The sequence below is a fragment of the Streptosporangium carneum genome, from assembly GCF_027922005.1.
Taxonomy (GTDB): Bacteria; Actinomycetota; Actinomycetes; order Streptosporangiales; family Streptosporangiaceae; genus Streptosporangium; species Streptosporangium carneum.
This window is the reverse complement of record NZ_BSEV01000020.1, coordinates 109,022-127,778: the sequence shown is the minus strand read 5'-3', so window position 1 is coordinate 127,778 and position 18,757 is coordinate 109,022. Positions and strand designations below refer to the sequence as shown.

The following is an 18,757-nucleotide window of genomic DNA, read 5'->3' as shown; positions in this document are numbered from 1 at the left end:
TGCCTCCCGGCGGCGAGACGTCGTCGCCTGACGGGAGCCGCCTGCCCGAGGCCGCCTGATCAGGCAGCTCTGGCGATCGTGGCCGATCCGATCACGACGTCGTCCAGGTAGAACACGGCGGCCTGTCCCGCCGCGACCCCGGTGGCCGGGGCGTCGAGCTCGACGTGGACCTCCTCGCCCGACACCTGGACGCGGCAGCCGTAGACCTCGCCGTGGGCGCGCAGCTGGACCGTGCAGGCCAGCGGCTCGCGCGGCTCGGCGACGGGGCCGTTCCACACCGGGCGCTCGGTCACGATGGCGGTGACCTCCAGGGACGAGCGCGGGCCGACGGTGACGGTGTTGGAGACCGGCTCGATGGACAGCACGTAGCGCGGGCGGCCGTCGGCGGCGGGACGGTCGATGTGCAGACCCTTGCGCTGACCGACGGTGAAACCGTAGGCGCCCTCGTGCTTGCCGATCACCTCGCCGGACTCGTCGACGATCGGGCCCTGGGCCGTGCCGAGCCTGTTCTCCAGGAACCCCCGGGTGTCGCCGTCCGCGATGAAGCAGATGTCGTGGCTGTCGGGCTTGTCGGCCACCATCAGCCCGCGCCGCGCCGCCTCCTGGCGGACCTGCGCCTTGGTGGAGTCACCCAGCGGGAAGATCGCGTGGCTGAGCTGCTCCCTGGTGAGCACGCCGAGCACGTATGACTGGTCCTTGCCCTCGTCGGGGCTGCGGCTCAGCACGCCGTCGACGAGCCGGGCGTGGTGCCCGGTGGCCACGGCGTCGAAGCCGAGCGCGAGGGCGCGGTCCAGGACCGCCTCGAACTTGATCTTCTCGTTGCAGCGTAGGCACGGGTTGGGCGTACGGCCCGCGGCGTACTCGCTGACGAAGTCCTCGACCACGTCGCGGTGGAACCGCTCCGCCATGTCCCAGATGTAGAAGGGGATGCCGATCACGTCCGCGGCCCTGCGCGCGTCGCGGGAATCCTCGATCGTGCAGCACCCCCGGGCACCGGTCCGGTAGGACTGCGGGTTGGCGGACAGAGCCAGATGCACGCCGGTGACGTCGTGACCGGCCTCGGCGATGCGGGCGGCCGCGACCGCGGAGTCGACGCCGCCGGACATGGCGGCAAGCACGCGAAGTCTCATAACACCCTTGAGCGTACCCGCGTCGGCGCACACACCGTCGGGCCGGGAGATTTCGGAGTCGTCAGCCCGGGGTCGTCAGCCCGGAGTCGTCAGCTCAGACCGGCGCGGCGGGCGCGCTCGACGACCATGCCGATGACGTCGGCGACCCTGTCCACGTCGGCCTCGGTCGAGGTGTGCCCCAGGGAGAAGCGGAGCGAGCCGCGCGCGCTGACGGCGTCCGCGCCCATGGCGAGCAGGACGTGGGAGGGCTGGGCGACCCCGGCGGAGCACGCGGAACCCGTGGAGCACTCGACTCCCTTGGCGTCCAGGAGCATGAGCAGCGCGTCGCCCTCGCAGCCGGGGAAGGAGAAGTGCGCGTTGCCGGGAAGGCGGTTCACCGGGTCGCCGTTGAGGACCACGTCGGGCACGGCCGCCCGGACCTTGCGGATCAGGCCGTCGCGGAGCTCCGCCAGCCGCGCCGAGGTCTCGGCCTGACGGGCGATCGCGGTCTGGACCGCCGCGGCGAGGCCCGCGACCGAAGGCGCGTCGAGCGTGCCGGAGCGCACGTCGCGCTCCTGCCCGCCGCCGTGCAGCACGGGCACCGGGTCGACGCCGCGGGCGAGCAGCAGCGCGCCGACGCCCATCGGGCCGCCCACCTTGTGTCCGGAGAGCGTCAGCGCGTCGACTCCCGCGTCGGCGAACACGACCGGAAGCTGGCCGACGGCCTGGACGGCGTCGGTGTGGAAGGGGATGCCGTGGTCGCGGGCGATCGCGGCGAGCACGCGGACCGGCTGCACGGTGCCGACCTCGTTGTTGGCCCACATGACGCTGACCAGGGCGACGCTGTCGGGGTCGCGCTCGATGGCGGTGCGGAGGGTCTGTGGGTGCACCCGGCCGAACTCGTCGACGTCGAGCAGCTCGACGACGGCGTCCTGGCGGTCGCCCAGCCAGTGGGCGGGGTCGAGCGCGGCGTGGTGCTCGACGGCGCTGACCAGGATGCGGTTCGCGCCCTTGGCCCTTCGCGCCCAGTAGAGGCCCTTGATGGCGAGGTTGTCGGCCTCGGTGCCGCCGGAGGTGAACACGACCTCGCTCGGTCTGGCCCCGAGCGCGTCGGCGATGCTCTCGCGCGACTCCTCGACGACCTGGCGGGTGCGCCGCCCCGCGGCGTGCAGCGACGACGCGTTGCCGACCCTGCCGAGCTGGGCCGTCATCGCCTCGATCGCCTCGGGAAGCATCGGCGTGGTCGCCGCGTGATCGAGATAGGCGGACTCCACTACCGCACTTCCCTTCCCAGTCCCAGATCGCTTGTGGCATTCCAAGGGTATCCGGGCGCCGGTGAGAGACCATCCCCGGTTTGACCACTAAACCGTCCAGACGGTACAGTAGGGCACATGAGACGGGAAGAGCTGTTGGACGCGGCAGAGGATCTGCTGTGCGACCAGGGCTCTCAGGCTCTCACCCTGGCGGCGGTCGCCGAGCGGGCCGGATGCAGCAAAGGCGGCCTGCTCTATCACTTCGGCACCAAGGAAGCCCTGATCAAGGGCATGGTCGAGCGGCTGATCGAGGAGTTCGACGAGCTCGTCGCGAACCAGGGCCACAACACCTACACCAAGAACTATCTGGCCGCCACGTTCGACGCCGTGCGGAGCGGCAGGCTGCGACGCTGGGCCGTGGTCACCGGGGCCTCCGGCAACCTCTACCTTCTCGCGCCGCTGCGCGAGGCGATGGCCCGCTGGCATCGCGAGGGCCTCGACAGCGAGCCCGACCCCACGACGGCGCAGATCGTGCGCCTCGCCTGCGAGGGACTGTGGGACGTGGCGAGCCACGACCCCGGCCTGTACGACGACGCCCGCTACGCCGAGCTGAAGCGGCGCCTGCTGGACCTGTTGCCCGCCTGACGGCGGCGTCGTCTCTCGTCGATCATCCCCGTTGACCGTCGATCATCCCCGTTGACACTGGCGGTCGCTTCCGCGCGCGCGGAAGCGACCGACTCTTGTGTTCCCCCTAACAGTCATTCGAAACATGTATTGAAGGGATTGAGTCATGACCCGCGACCTGAGGACGGCTCGCACCGGAGCGGTTCTCACATTCGTGCTTGCCGGTCTGCTGTGTGGATCGATGACCGTGCGCATCCCCGCGCTGTCCGACAAACTCGGCCTGTCCGAGGCGTCGATCGGCATGACCCTCCTCGTGTGGGGTCTGGGAGCGCTGGTCACCATGCAGTCGATGCGCGGGGTGATGTCCCGCTTCGGCAGCCGGAGCATCCTGCGGGTCGGCGCTCCCCTCTGCGCGGCCACCCTGGCCCTGCTGGCCGTCGCCCCGACGTTCCCGCTGCTGCTGGTCGCCGCCGCGTTCTTCGGCATGGCGTTCGGCGCGGTCGACGTCGCCATGAACGCGCAGGGCTCGACGGTCGAGCGCGCGTACGGCAGGCCGCTGATGAACGGCATGCACGCGGGCTGGTGCGTGGGAGCCATCTCGGCGGGCCTGGTCGGCACCGCGGCCATCTCCGCGGGCCTGTCGGTCACGACCCACCTGACCGCGGTGGCCCTGGCCGCGCTCCCCCTGCTGGTCTTCATCAGCCGCACCTACCTGCCGGACCCGGTGGTCACCCGGGACGCGGCCGCCGCGAGCCGCCGCCGGATGCCGCCGGTCGTCTACCTGCTCGGTGTGATCGCGTTCTGCGCGTTCATGGTCGAGGGGACGGTCGCCGACTGGAACGGCCTGTACCTGCGCGACGCCCTCGGCGCCCCCGAGGCGGTGGCCGCGCTCGGGTACCCGATCTTCGAGGCGGGCATGCTGTTCGGCCGCCTCACCGGCGACCGCGTCCGGGCCCGTTTCGGCGCGCGTGGCATGATCGTCACCGCGGGCCTGTCGACCGCGGCCACCTTCGCCGTGGTCCTGACGGCTCCGACCGCCCTGATCGCCGTGCTCGCCATGCTCTTCGTGGGCGTCGCGGTCGCGACGGTCTCCCCGATGGCCATGTCCCTGGCGGGCGGCGCGGTCGAGAACCCGGGTCCGGCCATCGCCCAGACCGGCGCGATGGGCTACGCGGGACTGCTGCTCGGTCCGGTGATCATCGGATTCCTCTCGGACGCGACCACGCTCAGGACCGCGCTCGGCATCGCCGTCGCTCTCGGCGTGCTGATCACCCTGTTCGCCCGGTTCCTGCCCCGCCCGGGAAGGGTGGAGGCGCCGGAGGAGACTCCCGAGCGCGAACTGTCCATGGCCGCCTGACCGGCGTGCGCGGACCGGCCCGTCGAGACACGGGCCGGTCCGCGCACGCCCATGCCTCACGGCCCGGAACGCCCATGCCTCACGGCCTGGAACGCGCATGACCCATGGGCGAACAATCCCCAAACAATGTGTCAGAAATAGGACACTTCCGCGCGTCTCGATGATCGTTGACCTACAGTCCCGACTGACGGCTTTACCCAGTCGTCAAGGACGTCTTTACCCAGTCGTCAAGGACGTCGTGAAAACGACTCGTCAGACAAAGGAGATGCCCATGCGACGTATCCTCCCCGGAATCGCCGCCCTCGCGGCGGTCGCGACGCTCGGCCTGGCCGCTCCCGCTCAGGCCCGGCAGACCGAGGCGGCCCCGCAGGCCGCCTGGGGGGCCGCCTACTTCGAGTTCACCGACTCCGGCAACGACAAGTTCGTCTTCAAGCTCACCGACCCCGCCAAGATCCAGCACGCCAGGGACCTGCTGAGCGGCGCGACCACCGACAGGCCCAGCGTCATCGGCACGATCGTGGTGGGAACCGCCGCCTACAACCCGAACTGGAGCTACCACTACAACCCCACCACGGTCGACTTCTTCGACGTCGCCACCGAGGTGTGCGACGCCGGGATCGACTACGTCGAGGAGCACCTGTCCGAGGTGGGCGGCGCGTTCCTGCCCGGCAACACCTGGTGCCCCTGGAGCTCCCAGCTGGTGCGGGAGGTCTCCGCGCCGTGAGGCCGTAGTCACGGTGCACGGGAACCCCTGACTGTCGGGGGACGCCTGAGGTTCCTCACATCGTGAAGACGGCCCGGCCGAAAGCGTGCCGGACCGCTCTCCGTCCGTCCCCGGGCCGGAGAGCTCCCCGGCCGTACGCACGACCAGTCGGCGAGAACACGGTGAGCGGTCCGGCGACGGGCCCGTCGCCGGACCGCTCACCGTACGTCCGCTGGACGTGAGACGCTCTCGGCCGCCGAACTCCCGAAGTGTGGGTGTTTTCGTGGAAGACCGCGAACACCCCGTGGAAGGGGCAGAACGCGAAACGGCGTCGCACCCGGGTGCGACGCCGTTTCCTCATGTTCCTGCGACCCGCGGCCCTGCCTGCCACAGCGCCTGCCGCGATGCCTGCCACAGTGCCCGCCGCGATGCCGGCAGCGGTGCCCGCCGGGCGCCTACTTGCGCTTGGCGACCTCGTCGGTCAGCTGCGGGACGACCTGGTTCAGGTCTCCGACCACGCCGAAGTCGGCGAGCTCGAAGATCGGAGCCTCGGGGTCCTTGTTGATGGCGACGATCGTCTTGGCGGTCTGCATGCCTGCCCGGTGCTGGATGGCGCCGGAGATGCCCGCGGCGATGTAGAGCTGCGGCGAGACGGTCTTGCCGGTCTGGCCGACCTGGAACTGGTGGGGGTACCAGCCCGCGTCGGTCGCGGCGCGGGAGGCGCCGACGGCCGCGCCGAGCGAGTCGGCGAGCTTCTCGATGATCGAGAAGTTCTCCGCCGAGCCCACGCCCCGGCCGCCGGAGACCACGATCGCGGCCTCGGTGAGCTCGGGACGGGCGCCCTTCTCCTCCTTGACCCGCTCCACGATCCTGGCGGACCTGGCGGTCTCGGAGACGGCCACGGAGACCTGCTCCTCCGCGCCCGCGCCCGCCGCGGCCTCGACCGGCGTCGCGTTCGGGCGGACCGCGACGATCGGGGTGCCCTTGGTGACGCGCGAGCGGACGTTGACGCCGCCGCCGAAGATCGACTGGTCGGCGACCAGGCCGTCCTCGACGCCCACGACGTCGGTGAGCACACCAGAGTCGATCTTGATGGCGAGACGCCCCGCGATCTCCTTCGCCTCGGCCGTCGCGGCGACGAACACCGCGGCCGGGGACTTCTCGGAGACGAGCTGGGCGAGCAGCTCGGCCTTGGGCGCCACGACGTAGTCGTTGACGTCGGCGGAGTCGGCGACGTAGATCTTCTCCGCGCCGTGCTCGGCCAGCCTGGCCTTGGCCTCGGGGGAGTATCCCGGGCCCGCCCAGACCGCGGACGGCGTGCCCAGCTTGCGGGCGAGCGTCAGCAGCTCGAGCGTGACCTTCTTGACCTGACCTTCGACGTGCTCGACCAGAACGAGAATCTCAGACATATCAGCTAACCCCCGTTCTCAGACGAACTTCTTCGACGCGAGGAAGTCGGCGGTCTTCGCGCCGCCGTCGCCCTCGTCCTTGACGATCGTGCCGGCCGCGCGGGGCGGGGCGGCGGCGAAGTCGGCGACCTCGCTCCAGGAGTTGGCCAGGCCGACCTGGGAGGCGTCGATCTCGGCGTCGGCGACGCCGAGCTTCTCGACCGGCTTCTTCTTGGCGGCCATGATGCCCTTGAAGGAGGGGTAACGCGGCTCGTTGATCTTCTCGACGACGGAGACGACGGCGGGCAGCGAGGCCTCCACCCTGTCGTAGCCGTAGTCGGTCACGCGCTGGATCGCGATCGAGCCGCCGCTGCCCGCCTTGGCCGCGGAGGGGTCGACCTCGACCTTGTTGGCGAAGGTGAGCTGGGGGACGCCGAGGCGCTCGGCCAGCATGGCGGCGAGCACGCCGGTGCGGGCGTCGGTCGACTCCGAGCCGAGCACGACCAGGTCGAACCCGATCTTCTTGAGCGTCTGCGCCAGGGCGTACGAGGTGCCCAGGGCGTCGGAGCCGTGCAGCGCGTCGTCCACCAGGTGGACCGCCTTGTCGGCGCCCATGGCCAGAGCCTTGCGGATGGTGTCGCTGGCCTTGTCGGGGCCCATGGTGAGGACGGTCACCTCACCGCCGTGCGCCTCCTTCAGGCGCAGCGCCTCTTCGACCGCGTACTCGCACAGCTCGTTGATGACGCCGTCGGCGGCATCGCGGTCGAGCGTCTTGTCATCGGACCTCAGCTTGCGCTCGGTCGCCGTGTCGGGGACCTGCTTCACGCAGACGACGATGTTCATGGCCGGTGGCCGACCTCCCGTGTTCGCGTGCGCCACCGCGTCGCTGCGGTTGGCGCCGGATGCTCCCTACGCACACGCGGGGCACGTGCACGTGATGCCAAGACTGCCAGGTGCCCGAGGGGCGCGAGACAGGCGGCCTGGTCGGGACACCCCTCCCCTGCCCTCCGGCATCATGTTACCGATTGGTAGCTTAAGGACAAGCCACCAGGCCGCACGACTCACGCCGAACAACCGAACAACCGTCCGATCGGTCACACGCCTCCACTGTACCGAGCTATATTCCGGATTCGCGGGCGGGTCCCACTCACTCGGAGGCCCCTCGGAGGGGAGCCGGAGGGCTCAACTGGACAGCAGGATCGCCACCAGGACGAAGACGACGGTTCCCAGGGCCAGCGCCAGGGTGAGGGTGCTGAAGAAGGTCCCGAGGACCGCCCACAGCACGACGGCGCCCACACCGCCGGCCAGGTCGACGACCGCGCGGACGCGGTCCTTCCTGGCGAACAGCGCGACGCCCCCGTCGACGACCACCACCGAACCGTAGCCCGCCAGCAGCAGCAGCGACACCTCGGGGAGCGGACTCCTGGCCGTCGCCGCCGCCAGCGAGACCAGCAGGCCCGTGCCGACGACCCAGCGGCGGTGCACGACCGCCCTGCGGTGCCTGAGCGCCTCCTCGGTGGAGGGCTTGCCCGGCGTCGGGCGGCGTCCGGGACGCCACTCCCTGGTCGTCAGGGCGTGCACACCGGTCTTCTCCGTCGCCGGCGCTCCGGCGACGCCCCCGGGGCCACGCGCCGCCACGCCGCCCGGGTCGGCCGTGCCCTCCCGATCGGCCGGACTCCGGCCTGCCGACGGGCTCTGAACGGCCGGCGGGCGCTGACCTGCCGGCGCGGCGAAAGGCCGCCGGGGCCGGGGAACGGCGGGGTGGACGGCGGGGGCCTCCGCCTCGAGGCGGGCCAGCGTCTCACCCGCCGAGGGCCGCTCCGCGGGATCGCGCCGCATGCACTCCTGGAGCACCGGTCCGAGCCAGCCCGGCACCCCCTCCAGGTCGGGTTCGTGATGGACGACGCGGTAGCCGACCGCAGAGGCGGGGCCCGTGCCGTAGGGGTGCCGTCCCGTCGCCGCGTGGGCCAGCGTGGCGCCGAAGGAGAAGAGATCGGCGGCGGGGCCCGCGTCCGCGCCCTCCAGCACCTCGGGCGGCAGGTAGCCGGGCGTGCCGAGGACCGCCCCGGAGACCGTGACCGAGGCGGAGTCGAGCGCGGAGGCGATGCCGAAGTCGATCACGACGGGCTCGCCGTCGGTGAGGATCACGTTCGCGGGCTTCAGGTCGCGGTGGACGACCCCGGCGGCGTGGATCGCGACCAGGGCCTCGGCGAGGCCGAGCGCGAGCCGTACGAGGTCCTCGCCCTCGACGGGGCCGTCTCCGGAGACCACCGCGCTGAGCGGACGGCCCTGGACGTATCGGGTGACGATGTAGGGGCGGGGGTTCTCCATGGAGGCGTCCAGCACCTCGGCGACGTGCGCCCCCTCGACCCGCCGCATGGTCTCCACCTCGCGGGCGAGGCGGGTCAGGGCCGTCGCGTCGGCCGCGACGTGCGGGTGCAGGATCTTGACCGCCACCGTGCGCCCGTCGGGGTCCAGCGCGAGATGGACCTCGCCGAAGCCTCCCGCGCCGAGGGTCGACAACAGGTTGTACGGGCCGAGGCTTTCACCGTCGGTCGCTCCCATGCGGCTCCTTCCGGCCTGTCTCCTTCATCGTGCCTCAGCGAAGGCGATCCCGCACGAAGAGGTTCCAAGAAATCACCCGCGCCAGGGCGCCGAACACAAGCCAGACGTTCCCCGCACGCCGCCCCGCACATCGCCCCGCCCGCCCCTGGCTCGCCCCGCGGAGTGAGCCCGGCGAGCGGTCCCGGCGTCCGGTCACCGCGAGCGGTCCCGGTGGGCGGGAACGTTCCCGCCCACCGGGACCGGGCAGACCAGCCAGAAAGGACCGGACAGACCGGTCAGAAGGAGACGAACCCGAGGCCGAAGCTGGCCATCAGGTCGTTGAAGAGCCCTTTGACGAGATCGATCGCACCGATCTTGCCGGTGTGCACCTGCTCCTGCCAGGCCGCCGTCACCTGCTTGACCACGTCGGACGGCTGGTCCCACGGCGCGAAGGACGGCACCATCGTCAGCGCGGCCATCACGGCGAAGAAGGCCAGCGTGCCCAGGATGATCGTGGTCACCATCGCGGCCCCCGGGCTGCGGATCACCCCGGTCAGCGCGCGGGAGACCGCCCTGCGCGGCTTGCCGCCGCCGGGCAGCACGAACAGCCCGGCCACGAACGCGCCCGCGGCGTAGGCCGCGGCCGGGTCGGTCTTCAGGTGCACGACGAATCTCAGGGCGCCCCAGACGCACATGCCGAACATCGCGGCCAGCGGAGCCGTGACCAGCGTCGCGAGCCCCGCCTTGATCAGCGCCCACGGGGTGCCGACCACCGCCAGCAGCGGATCGACCGAGCTGTTGCCCCGCACCGAACGGCGCTGGGCCAGGTCTCCGAAGAGGTATTCGCCCACGCGGAGGCAGAGCGCCGCCACCAGGGCGAAGGCGCTCACCGCCACCGGCAGCACACAGGCGAGCCCGACCAGGATCGTCAGCAGCAGCACCGCGGCCAGCGGGTGGCCGGTGCGGTACTGAGGGCGCGGCTGCTGGGACTGCGGCTGGGGCTGGGGCTGCTGCTGAGGCCGCGGCGCGGGCGGCGGCGTGTAGGGGCGGGGCTCGGTCGGCGGGGCGTACGGCCTGTTCTGGGCCGTGGGCTGCGGCGCGGGATACCCGGCGACCCGCTGGTCGGCGTGGGGCGGCGGGGCGACCCGCTGCTGGGCCGAGAGCGGAGCCGGGACGTACGGCGGCGGCTGCGTGGCCGGGACGTACGGCGGCGGGCTCCCCGCCTGGGAGCCGGGCTCGGGGCGCGGTTTGCGCTCGCGCCGCTCCGGCTTGGCGTACTCGACCGGGGGCAGCAGGTCGGAGTACGTCCCGTCCTGGGGCAGCGCCCTGGTGCCGTTCGCCGGAGGCGGCGGCGGCGAGGACGACGGGGACGTGCCCTGGCCCAGGACCCTGGTGCCGTTCGCCGGAGGCGGCGGCGAGGGCGGAGCGGAGGACGACGGGGACGTGCCCTGGCCCAGGACCTTGGTGCCGTTGGTGTCGAGGACCCTGGTGCCCCCGTCGAGGACGGCGGTCGGCGGCGCCGTCTCGTGGAAGGCCGTCACCGTGGGGTCGAGGTCGCGCGCCATGCGCAGCAGCGTGTGCGCGCTCGGCCTCGCGGCCGGGTCGACGGCCAGGGCCTGCCTGAGCCACCCGCGCAGCCAGACGGGGGCCAGGTCGATGTTGGCCCGGCCCTCCATGATGTTGAAGCAGACGACCTCGAAGCTGCCGGTGCCGAACGGCGGCTTGCCGGTCGCGCCGAAGAAGACCGTCGAGGCCAGCGCGTGCACGTCGGCCGCCTGGGTGATCTCGGAGTCCCGGATGATCTCCGGGGCGAGGTAGCCGGGCGTGCCGACGAACATGCCGGTCTGGGTCAGCCGGGTCGCGTTGACCAGGTGGGCGATGCCGAAGTCGATGACCAGCGGCTCACCGTCGACGATCATCACGTTGGACGGCTTGAAGTCACGGTGGATGACGTCGGCGGCGTGGATCGCCACCAGCGCCGCGCACAGCCCCCTGGCGAGCTTGACGACCTCGTGCGGGTCGAGCGGACCGTCGGCGAGGACGATCTCCTCCAGCGTGCGGCCCGGCGCGAAGCGGGTCACGATGTAGGGCTGCTTGCCGGTCAGCTTCGCGTCGAGCACCTCCGCCACCTGCGAGCTGCGCACCCGGCGCATGGTCTCGACCTCGCGGGTGAGCCGGTCGCGCGCCTTGAGGTCGGCAGCCACATGCGGGTGCAGGACCTTGACGGCCACCTCCCGGCCGTCCTCGTCGAGGCCGAGGTGGACGACCCCCATGCCTCCCTCGCCGATCTGCCGGAGCAGCCGGTACGGACCCAGCCGCTCCGGCGCCTGTGTCTCCCCCGTCATCGCGCCGCCTTAGCCTGTAGTTCCTGCAGTTGCGTCTCCACCGTCCCGACGTCGAGCGGCGCCCAGCGCGCCTGCCGTGCCCGTGTCCCCACCGTGCCGATCGCCAGGAGGACCATCAGCGCGGTCACCACGCCCACCGCCCCGGCCGCGATGGCGGCCACGTTACGGGAAGGCACCAGTGATGCCAGCGTACGTCGCATTTGCCGCTTTGGGCCCTCCACGCCGGGGCCCGCGCAGATCGTCCACAGCGCGACCGCCGAGCCCCAGCTCAGCGCGTTCGCGGCCGGCATCTTCGCGACCAGCACGGCCAGCAGCAGCGTCACCGGCAGCCCGAGGATCAGCCCGTACGGCACGAGCGCGAGCGTGACGCCCGCCGACTTCAGGAGCGCGGCCGGCTGGCCGAGCACCCGCAGGACGTCGGCCGAGGCCTCTTCCGCCGGGCGGCGGGCGCTGAGCTGGGGCTGGGCGATGTCGGCCGCGCGCAGCAGGATCACGAAGGGGATCGCGACCGCGGCGACCAGGACGGGCGCGAGAACGGCCGCGATCGTCATGACGATCAGCATCAGCGCGCTCGTGACGGTGTACGCCTTGGAACGCTGCAACGCGTGCCCGGAACCCTGACCCGAACGGGCCTGCGCGGACGCCTGGTGGTACGGCTCCTGCTGGTAGGGCTGCTGCTGGTACGGCTGCCGCTGCTGGGGATGCGGGTGTGGATACGGGTAGGGCGGCGGCGTGCCGTGCTGCCTGACCTGCGGCGTCTGCTCGAACGAGACGGGCTGTGCGGAGCGGCTCCGCGCCGGGCCCGGCGACTGCGCCTGGCTCGACGACGGCGCCTGGTTGCGGAGGTACTCCTGCAGGTCCTGGGGCCGGACGCGCTGGGTCGGGATGTCGCCGTCCTCGGCCGGCGGCGTGGCCGCGAACCTGTTCGGGACCTCCCGCGAGGAGTGATCGCCGGTCTGGCCTCCCGCGCGCGGCGAGCCCGCGGACCCGCCGGGCCCGGTGAACGCGCCGGGCCCGGTCGAGAGCCCTCTGGTGGGGGCCTCCTGCGGGTCGAGCAGACCGGTCGGCTGGTCGTAGGACGCCTGCTGGGCCACCGCCGCCTGACGGAGCTCCTCCGCGGTGACCCTGCGGGTCGGCCACGGGTCGGGCCCCTCCTGCTCGCCGAGCAGCGAGACGTAGTCGTGCGGCGGGGAGACCGGAGGCGGCGGCCAGGGCGTCGACGCCCCGGGCCTGGACGCGACCGGGGTCGGCACGTCACCGGGGTCGACTCGCTCGCCCGTGTGGCCGGGCCCGGTGGGACCGCCGTGGCCCGCCTGTCCTCCCGGCTGACCGGGAGACCCCGAATGGAAGCCGGGACCCGTGGGGACGTAGGGACCCGTGGGCAGGCCCGCCGACTGACCCGAGGCGTCCTGTCCCGGACGCGACCCCGGCCCCGTGGGCACGTACGGCCCCGTGGGCAGGCCCGCCGAGCGGCCGGGAGAGCCCTGTCCCGGGCGCGGCCCCAGCCCCGTGGGCACGTAGGGGCCCGTGGGCAGGCCGGGGCCTCCCGCCTGACCGGAGTCGTCGAAGTGCGAGACCGTGGGGATCTCGTCGGGCACCCTGGGGCGGCCGGACTGCGCCATCAGGCGCTCCATCTGGGCGGCCAGCTCCGCGGCCCTGGGACGCCGGGCGGGATCGCGCTGGAGGGCGGCGCGCAGCACCGGCTGGAGGGGCTGCGGGACGGCGTCCACGTTCGCCCTGCCCGCGGTGATGTTGTAGAAGATCATCTCCAGCGTGCCCTTGCCGTAGGGCGGCTGGCCGGTCGCGGCGAAGACCAGCGTGCCCGCCCAGGCGTGCACGTCCACCTCGGGTCCCGCCTCGTGCCCCTCGATGATCTCGGGGGCGAGGTAACCGGGCGTGCCGATGAACATGCCGGTCTGGGTCAGCCGGGTGGCGTCGGCGGCCTGCGCGATGCCGAAGTCGATGAGGACGGGCTGACCGTCCAGGATGAGCACGTTTCCCGGCTTGAGGTCACGGTGGGTCACCCCGACGGAGTGCACGGCCGCGAGCGCGGACGCCACCCCGTGGGCGACCTTGAGCAGCGCGGGAAGGTCCATGGGACCCTCCTGCTTGACGTGGTCGTCCAGCGGCTGGCCCGGGACGTAACGGGTGACGATGTAGGGCCGGTGGCCCGTCACGTCGGCGTCGAGGACCTCGGCGATGTGCTCGCTGCGCACCCGCCGCATGGTCTCGACCTCGCGCGAGAGCCTGCGCCGGGCCACGTCGTCGCCCGCCACCTCCGCGCGGAGGACCTTCACGGCCACCTGCCGCCCCTGGGGGTCGACGGCGAGGTGGACAACGCCCATGCCGCCCTCACCGAGCCGCCGGAGCAGTCGGTACGGGCCCAGTCGGTCGTCCTGATTCATGGCATGAAGAACCATACCGGCTTAAACCCCGCCCATGAGATGAACCATCAGGCCATATTCTCCGATGGAATAACGTGTGCCAGACCTCAACGGTTTCCCAAACCCGGGTAACACTCAATCTCTTTTCTGCGTCAGTTCGCCAGGTTGATCACCTGCGCGGTCTTCAGACCGGCCAGCAGAGCACCCGGCACCGCCAGCTTGGAGCGGCGGACGCCGCTGCCGATCACCACTCCCGGGTGGACCGCCACGGCGGCGTCGACGAGCACCGGCCAGTCCTCCGGCAGCCCGAGCGGGGTGATCCCGCCGTACTCCATCCCGGTCAGCCCGACGGCGTCGTCCTGCGGCGCGAACGAGATCTTCCTCGCGTCCAGGTGCCGTCTCACCACGCCGTTGACGTCGGCCCTCGTCGTGGCGAGCACCATGCAGGCGGCGTATCTGACCTCCCCGCCCCGCTTCGCCGCCACGATCACGCAGTTGGCCGACTCGTCCATGCCGACGCCGTAACGCTCGCAGAACGCCGCCGTGTCCGCCAGCCCCGGATCGATCTCGGCCACCTCGACGCCCTCGAGTCCCACGACCGCCCGTGCCACGGGCTCGGCCAGCAGCTCGGGCCTGTCCGCCGCGCTCACCCAGTCAAGCGTCCCGATCGCCATCCTCGTCTCCCTCGGCTCGTCCGTCCCACGGTTCGTCCCTGAGACTGTACGGCCGTCGCGAGGGGATCAGGACGGCGTTCGCATGACCCGGCTGTGCAGCTCGGTGACGGCCTTCCTGGCGGACTCCATGGCCCCGGCCTGCCAGGCGACCAGGTGGGTGAGCCAGTCACCGGCGAAGTAGACCCGCCCCGCCGGACGCTGCAGGAGCGCGAAACCGCCCTCGTACGACGGCCAGCGGACCCAGCCTCCCTCGATGTGCGGCTGCCTGTGCCAGGCGATCGAGAGGCTGGAGCGCAGCTCGGCGCGGTACTTCTCGCCGTGGATCTTCTTGCCCTGGGTGAGCGCGCGGGCGCGGCGCTCATGGTGCGGGAGCCTGCCGTACAGCTCGGCGTTCTCCTCGGTGTTGTAGTAGCCGACGACCAGGCCGCTCCTGGAGTGGTAGCCGTGCGAGGGGTACCAGATGTGAGTGATGTCCAGGTCAGTCTCGGTGACCCCGCCGTAGATGCGGTCGTCGATCTCCCACCAGCGCCTGCCGTACTCCAGGCCGATCTTGCCCGCGGCGACGGGGACGGGGGCGCGCAGGGCGGCGGCGACGGAGGAGCCCAGGTTGTGCGGCAGGCGGGCGAGCAGGTGGGGCGGAAGGGCCGCGACGCAGTAGTCGGCGCGGACCGTGCCGCCCTGGTGGGTCACCTCGACGCCGTCCGGCAGGTTCCTCAGGCCCGTGACGCGGGAGCCCGTCCTGATCCTGTCGCGGCCGACGGCCCCCGCGAGCGCGGTCACGATCGCGTCCATGCCGCCGACCGGCTGGAACATGGGCATGGCCTGGTCGTAGCCGAAGTCCATGGTGATCGCCCTGCCCATGCCCGCGGCGAACACGTCGGCGAGCGAGGGCGGCGCGCCGAGGGGGACGCCGTCGGCGACCCCCGGGTAGGTCTCGAAACCCCGCCGCGTCGAGCCCCGGTAGGCGAGGTCGGGGCCGAGGTCGCCGAAGCGTCGCAGGAACTCCCCGAGCCGCTCCCTGTCCTGCCCGGTCAACCTGCGGTTCAGCGCGCCCGCGCTGCTCGCCTTGGCCAGCAGCTCGGCCACGTAGCCGTACATGTCGGCGCGGGCGGTGCGCGCCCTGACCGGGGCGCTCATGCCGCGCGTGTAGACGTAGGCGGAGGCGTTGTTGTTGACGAACGTCTCGATGGGCACGCCCAGCTCACGGCAGTAGTCCATGGCGACCATCCACGGCGCGATCCGCCCGGGACCCGCGTTGAAGTAGGTCCCCTCCTCGAAGGCCGCGGTCTGGGTCCGCCCGCCGTTCTCCGCCAGCCGGTCGCCCGCGCGCAGCGTGAGGTTCCGGCCGCCGACCCGGTCGGCCGCCTCAAGGACCGTGCAGTCGTAGCCCGCCTTGCCCAGCTCGTAGGCGCAGGTCAGCCCGGCGACCCCGGCCCCGAGGACCACCACCTTCGCCGCTCCCCTGCCGCTGAGGGAGAAGTCGGAGGGCCGCGGCGGGACGAAGTCCTTCCGCTCGGGGGCGTGGGATTCGGGAGCCAGGCCCAGCGCCCCCATGGCCGCGAACATGGCCCCCGCCCCGCCTGCCGCGCCCACGCCGACCAGCAGCGCCCTGCGCGTCATCGCGCCCGCGCCGCCCCGCCGGTCCGAGGTACGGCGCGCGCCGTGGTCCCGCCCGTCCGCGGCGGCCCCGGCCGCGGGAAGCGGCCCCTTCGCGCCCGGCTCGTCCGCCGGGTCCCCGCCTGTCTCCTCGGAGTCGCTCACGGGATCGGCCGCGCGCCTTCCCCGCCGCGCGCCCTCACGACGTCCCCCAGGTCTCGACGCGGCGTGCCTGGGCGTCGTCCATGAACCCGACCTCCGCCGCCATGAAGTCGTGGACCTGCTTGCGCCACGGCTCGGGGATCTCCTGGACGGCGGGCGGGTAGCAGCGGTCGAGCCAGGCCGTCGACGCCTCGGTCGCGCCGAGGAAGCCCGCGGCCCTGCCGAAGACCGTGCCCTCGATTCCCGGCACCCTGGCGCAGCCGTACTCGATCATCTCCTGCCCGCCGTACGGCGGGGGCTCCTGCCACTTGCGGGCGACAGGGCGCTTCGGGCCGACCGTGGTGTGCAGCGGGCGGCGTTCGACGGCGGCCTGGATGAGCTCCTTGTAGAGGCACTTGCCACAGGTCCCGCAGGGGCCGTCGACCCCCCGCAGGCACCAGCGGACCTGCTCACGCAGCCCGGAGCCCAGGGCGAGACGCATGGTGACGGCCTCGCTGACCCCGCCGACCGGGAGCACGATGTCCAGCCCGGCGGCGGCGAAGGCCCTGCCCCAGGCCCCGTGCGGAGCCCACATCGGATTGTCCGGGGTGTATCTGAGCAGGTAGCGGTCTCCGCCGAGCCAGCGCGAGCCCAGCTCGTAGCCGAAGGCGAGGCCGCCGAGGTCGAGCTCGTCGGCCAGCAGCAGCGCCCCCACGGCGACGGCGTGGTGCTCGGGGTAGCCGGGGCGGGGCTCGGCGAGCGTGAACTCCAGGTCGGAGCGGACGACGGTGAGCTCGCGCCCCGTCCGCTCCGCCAGCTTGGCCAGGACGTCGGAACGGTAGTGGGTCCAGCGGTTGGGCACACGGGGGTGGGAGACCCGCTGGAAGTGCACGAACGGCGCGTCGGGCAGCATCGCGGCCACCGCGACCGAGTCCGCGCCGCCGCTGTAGGAGATCGCCAGCCTGCTTCCCGAACGCGGCGTCCCGCCGACGGGACCCGCCTCGACCCCCCACCCCTCGTGGAGCGCCGCGGCCAGCTCGGGCGAGACCGGCCTGTCGAAGGTGACCTCGCGCCGCGTCCACGGCGCGACGACCGTCCACGCGGCCAGGGCCGACAGGTCGGGGTGGACGTCGCGGGGAACGCTCGGCAGTTCGACCCTGCAGGAGTTCGTGGCCAGTCTCAGTGGCTGGCCGTCGGCGCAGAACCCGGTGATGGAGTCGTCGGCGTCCAGCCGGAAGGCGAGACGTATGACGCCGCCCTCCTGGGTCCAGGTCACCCTCACGCGGCGCTCCCCGGGGAGCGTTCCAGCGTCGTGGAGGCGCCGCCCGGCGACGCGCCCGCGGCGAGCCCGTTCCCCGGAGGCGTCCCCGGGGCGGGACCGTCCGGTCTGAGGCCGTCCACGGCCTGCCAGAGCAGGACCTCGTTCTGCAGCACCTGGTCCAGGGCGACCGCGGTCTCCCGCGCCAGCCGGTCGGCGTCGTCCCAGCGCCGCACCTGCGCCTGCTCGGGCCCGGTCCTGTCCACCCGCGCGCCGAGCCTGTCGACCTCGGCGCGCAGCGCGGTGACCTCCCTGGCCAGCGTCTGGACCTCCCAGAGCGCGTCCTTGATGTCCTGCCGATGGTCGGCCCTGGAGATGTATCGGGAGTCGAACCATCCGCGCACCGCGCGCCGCAGCCGGGCAGGCAGCAGCGCGCGTTTCCTCAACCGCACCATAGTCCGGCACGATACCGGCAAAGCACGATCTACCAGGACGGTCTTCCGAAGCTCCCGAAATCCGCACAGGCCATGGAAAGACCGGCTCGAAGGGACCGGTCAGCGGCCGGTGAACTTCGCCTGCGACTTCTCCGTGAAGGCGCGCATGCCGATCCTGGCGTCCTCGGTGGCGAACCGGGCGGAGAACTGCAGGCGCTCGATCTCGAGTCCTGTGTCCAGGTCCGACTCCAGGCCGCGGTCGACGGCCTGCTTGGCCGCGCGCAGGGCCAGGGCGGGCCCCCCGGCGAAGCGCGCGGCGTAGGCGAGCGCCTCGGCGTGGACGTCGGCGTCCGGGACGACGAGGTCGACCAGGCCGATCCGCAGCGCCTCCTCCGCCGTCACCTGGCGTCCGGTGAAGATGAGGTCCTTGGCCTTCGCGGGGCCGATCAGCCGGGGAAGCCGCTGGGTGCCTCCCGCGCCGGGGATGATGCCGAGCAGGATCTCCGGCTGGCCGAGCTTGGCCGACTCGCCCGCGATCCGGATGTCGGCGCACAGGGCCAGCTCGCACCCGCCGCCCAGCGCGTAGCCGGTGACCGCCGCGACGACCGGCTTGCCGATCCTCGCCACGGCGGTGAAGCAGTCCTGCAGGGTCGCCGAGTACAGGGCCATCTCGGCGTACGGCATGTCCGCCATCTCCTTGACGTCGGCGCCCGCCGCGAAGACCCGCTCCCCTCCGTAGAGCACCACGGCGTACACCTCGGGATCGGCGTCCACCTGCCGGGCGCACTCCGCGATCTCGGCCTGCGTCTGCCGGTTGAGCGCGTTCATCTTCGGCCGGTCGAGCCTGATCGTCGCGACCCCGTCAGCCTTCTCAACGCGCACGAACTCACCCATGGTCGTCCCTTCCGCAGGAGATGCCGTCATGCGAACGCCGTCACGCGGGCGGC

15 protein-coding genes are annotated in these 18,757 nt (G+C 72.4%); 3 read left to right on the top strand and 12 right to left on the bottom strand.

Going from position 1 to position 18,757, the window contains the following annotated elements; genetic code table 11:
- Nucleotides 1-59 precede the first annotated feature (59 nt).
- Together mnmA and PKF00_RS31955 are read right to left on the bottom strand one after the other, a co-directional pair.
- Nucleotides 60-1,130 carry a tRNA 2-thiouridine(34) synthase MnmA gene (gene mnmA / locus PKF00_RS31960; RefSeq protein WP_271221418.1) on the bottom strand — a complete coding sequence of 357 codons (1,071 nt, stop codon included), beginning with the start codon at nt 1,128-1,130 and terminating at the stop codon, nt 60-62.
- An 89-nt stretch (nt 1,131-1,219) separates the two neighbouring features.
- A complete protein-coding gene (locus PKF00_RS31955) occupies nt 1,220-2,383 on the bottom strand; it encodes a cysteine desulfurase family protein (protein WP_271221417.1) in 1,164 nt (387 codons plus the stop codon).
- 117 nt (nt 2,384-2,500) lie between these two features.
- Between PKF00_RS31955 and PKF00_RS31950 the strand changes: the two genes are divergently transcribed.
- The 3 genes from PKF00_RS31950 to PKF00_RS31940 all read left to right on the top strand — a co-directional run bounded on the left by PKF00_RS31950 (nt 2,501) and on the right by PKF00_RS31940 (nt 5,067).
- Nucleotides 2,501-3,007, top strand: a complete 507-nt coding sequence (locus PKF00_RS31950) for a TetR/AcrR family transcriptional regulator (RefSeq protein ID WP_271221416.1) — start codon at nt 2,501-2,503, stop codon at nt 3,005-3,007.
- Nucleotides 3,008-3,152: 145 nt separating this feature from the next.
- On the top strand, nt 3,153-4,343 hold the full coding sequence (locus PKF00_RS31945; RefSeq protein ID WP_271221415.1) for an MFS transporter: 1,191 nt from the start codon (nt 3,153-3,155) through the stop codon (nt 4,341-4,343).
- A gap of 271 nt (nt 4,344-4,614) precedes the next feature.
- Nucleotides 4,615-5,067, top strand: a complete 453-nt coding sequence (locus PKF00_RS31940; RefSeq protein ID WP_271221414.1) for a BP74-related protein — start codon at nt 4,615-4,617, stop codon at nt 5,065-5,067.
- 434 nt (nt 5,068-5,501) lie between these two features.
- Here PKF00_RS31940 and PKF00_RS31935 read toward each other — a convergent pair whose 3' ends face one another.
- The 10 genes from PKF00_RS31935 to PKF00_RS31890 all read right to left on the bottom strand — a co-directional run bounded on the left by PKF00_RS31935 (nt 5,502) and on the right by PKF00_RS31890 (nt 18,704).
- A complete protein-coding gene (locus PKF00_RS31935) occupies nt 5,502-6,455 on the bottom strand; it encodes an electron transfer flavoprotein subunit alpha/FixB family protein (protein WP_271221413.1) in 954 nt (317 codons plus the stop codon).
- An 18-nt stretch (nt 6,456-6,473) separates the two neighbouring features.
- Entirely contained in the window at nt 6,474-7,277 is an 804-nt protein-coding gene (locus PKF00_RS31930) for an electron transfer flavoprotein subunit beta/FixA family protein (RefSeq protein WP_271221412.1), read from the bottom strand.
- Between the two features lie 339 nt (nt 7,278-7,616).
- Nucleotides 7,617-8,999 carry a serine/threonine-protein kinase gene (locus PKF00_RS31925; RefSeq protein WP_271221411.1) on the bottom strand — a complete coding sequence of 461 codons (1,383 nt, stop codon included), beginning with the start codon at nt 8,997-8,999 and terminating at the stop codon, nt 7,617-7,619.
- Between the two features lie 275 nt (nt 9,000-9,274).
- Nucleotides 9,275-11,323, bottom strand: a complete 2,049-nt coding sequence (locus PKF00_RS31920) for a protein kinase domain-containing protein (protein WP_271221410.1) — start codon at nt 11,321-11,323, stop codon at nt 9,275-9,277.
- The gene (locus tag PKF00_RS31915; RefSeq protein WP_271221409.1) at nt 11,320-13,728 is read right to left on the bottom strand and encodes a serine/threonine-protein kinase; all 2,409 of its coding nucleotides are present in this window, start codon (nt 13,726-13,728) and stop codon (nt 11,320-11,322) included. The genes PKF00_RS31920 and PKF00_RS31915 overlap by 4 nt, the downstream gene beginning before the upstream one ends.
- A gap of 131 nt (nt 13,729-13,859) precedes the next feature.
- Nucleotides 13,860-14,381: a YbaK/EbsC family protein gene (locus PKF00_RS31910; RefSeq protein WP_271221408.1), complete on the bottom strand. Its 522-nt coding sequence runs from the start codon at nt 14,379-14,381 to the stop codon at nt 13,860-13,862.
- 66 nt (nt 14,382-14,447) lie between these two features.
- Nucleotides 14,448-16,142 carry a flavin monoamine oxidase family protein gene (locus PKF00_RS31905; RefSeq protein ID WP_271221407.1) on the bottom strand — a complete coding sequence of 565 codons (1,695 nt, stop codon included), beginning with the start codon at nt 16,140-16,142 and terminating at the stop codon, nt 14,448-14,450.
- A 34-nt stretch (nt 16,143-16,176) separates the two neighbouring features.
- Complete coding sequence (locus PKF00_RS31900) at nt 16,177-17,400, bottom strand: DUF6395 domain-containing protein (RefSeq protein WP_271221406.1); 1,224 nt, start codon at nt 17,398-17,400, stop codon at nt 16,177-16,179.
- Complete coding sequence (locus PKF00_RS31895; protein ID WP_271221405.1) at nt 17,397-17,831, bottom strand: hypothetical protein; 435 nt, start codon at nt 17,829-17,831, stop codon at nt 17,397-17,399. The genes PKF00_RS31900 and PKF00_RS31895 overlap by 4 nt, the downstream gene beginning before the upstream one ends.
- 99 nt (nt 17,832-17,930) lie before the next feature.
- Nucleotides 17,931-18,704 (bottom strand): enoyl-CoA hydratase/isomerase family protein, encoded by a 774-nt coding sequence (locus tag PKF00_RS31890; protein WP_271221404.1) that lies wholly within the window; start codon nt 18,702-18,704, stop codon nt 17,931-17,933.
- Nucleotides 18,705-18,757: the final 53 nt, after the last annotated feature.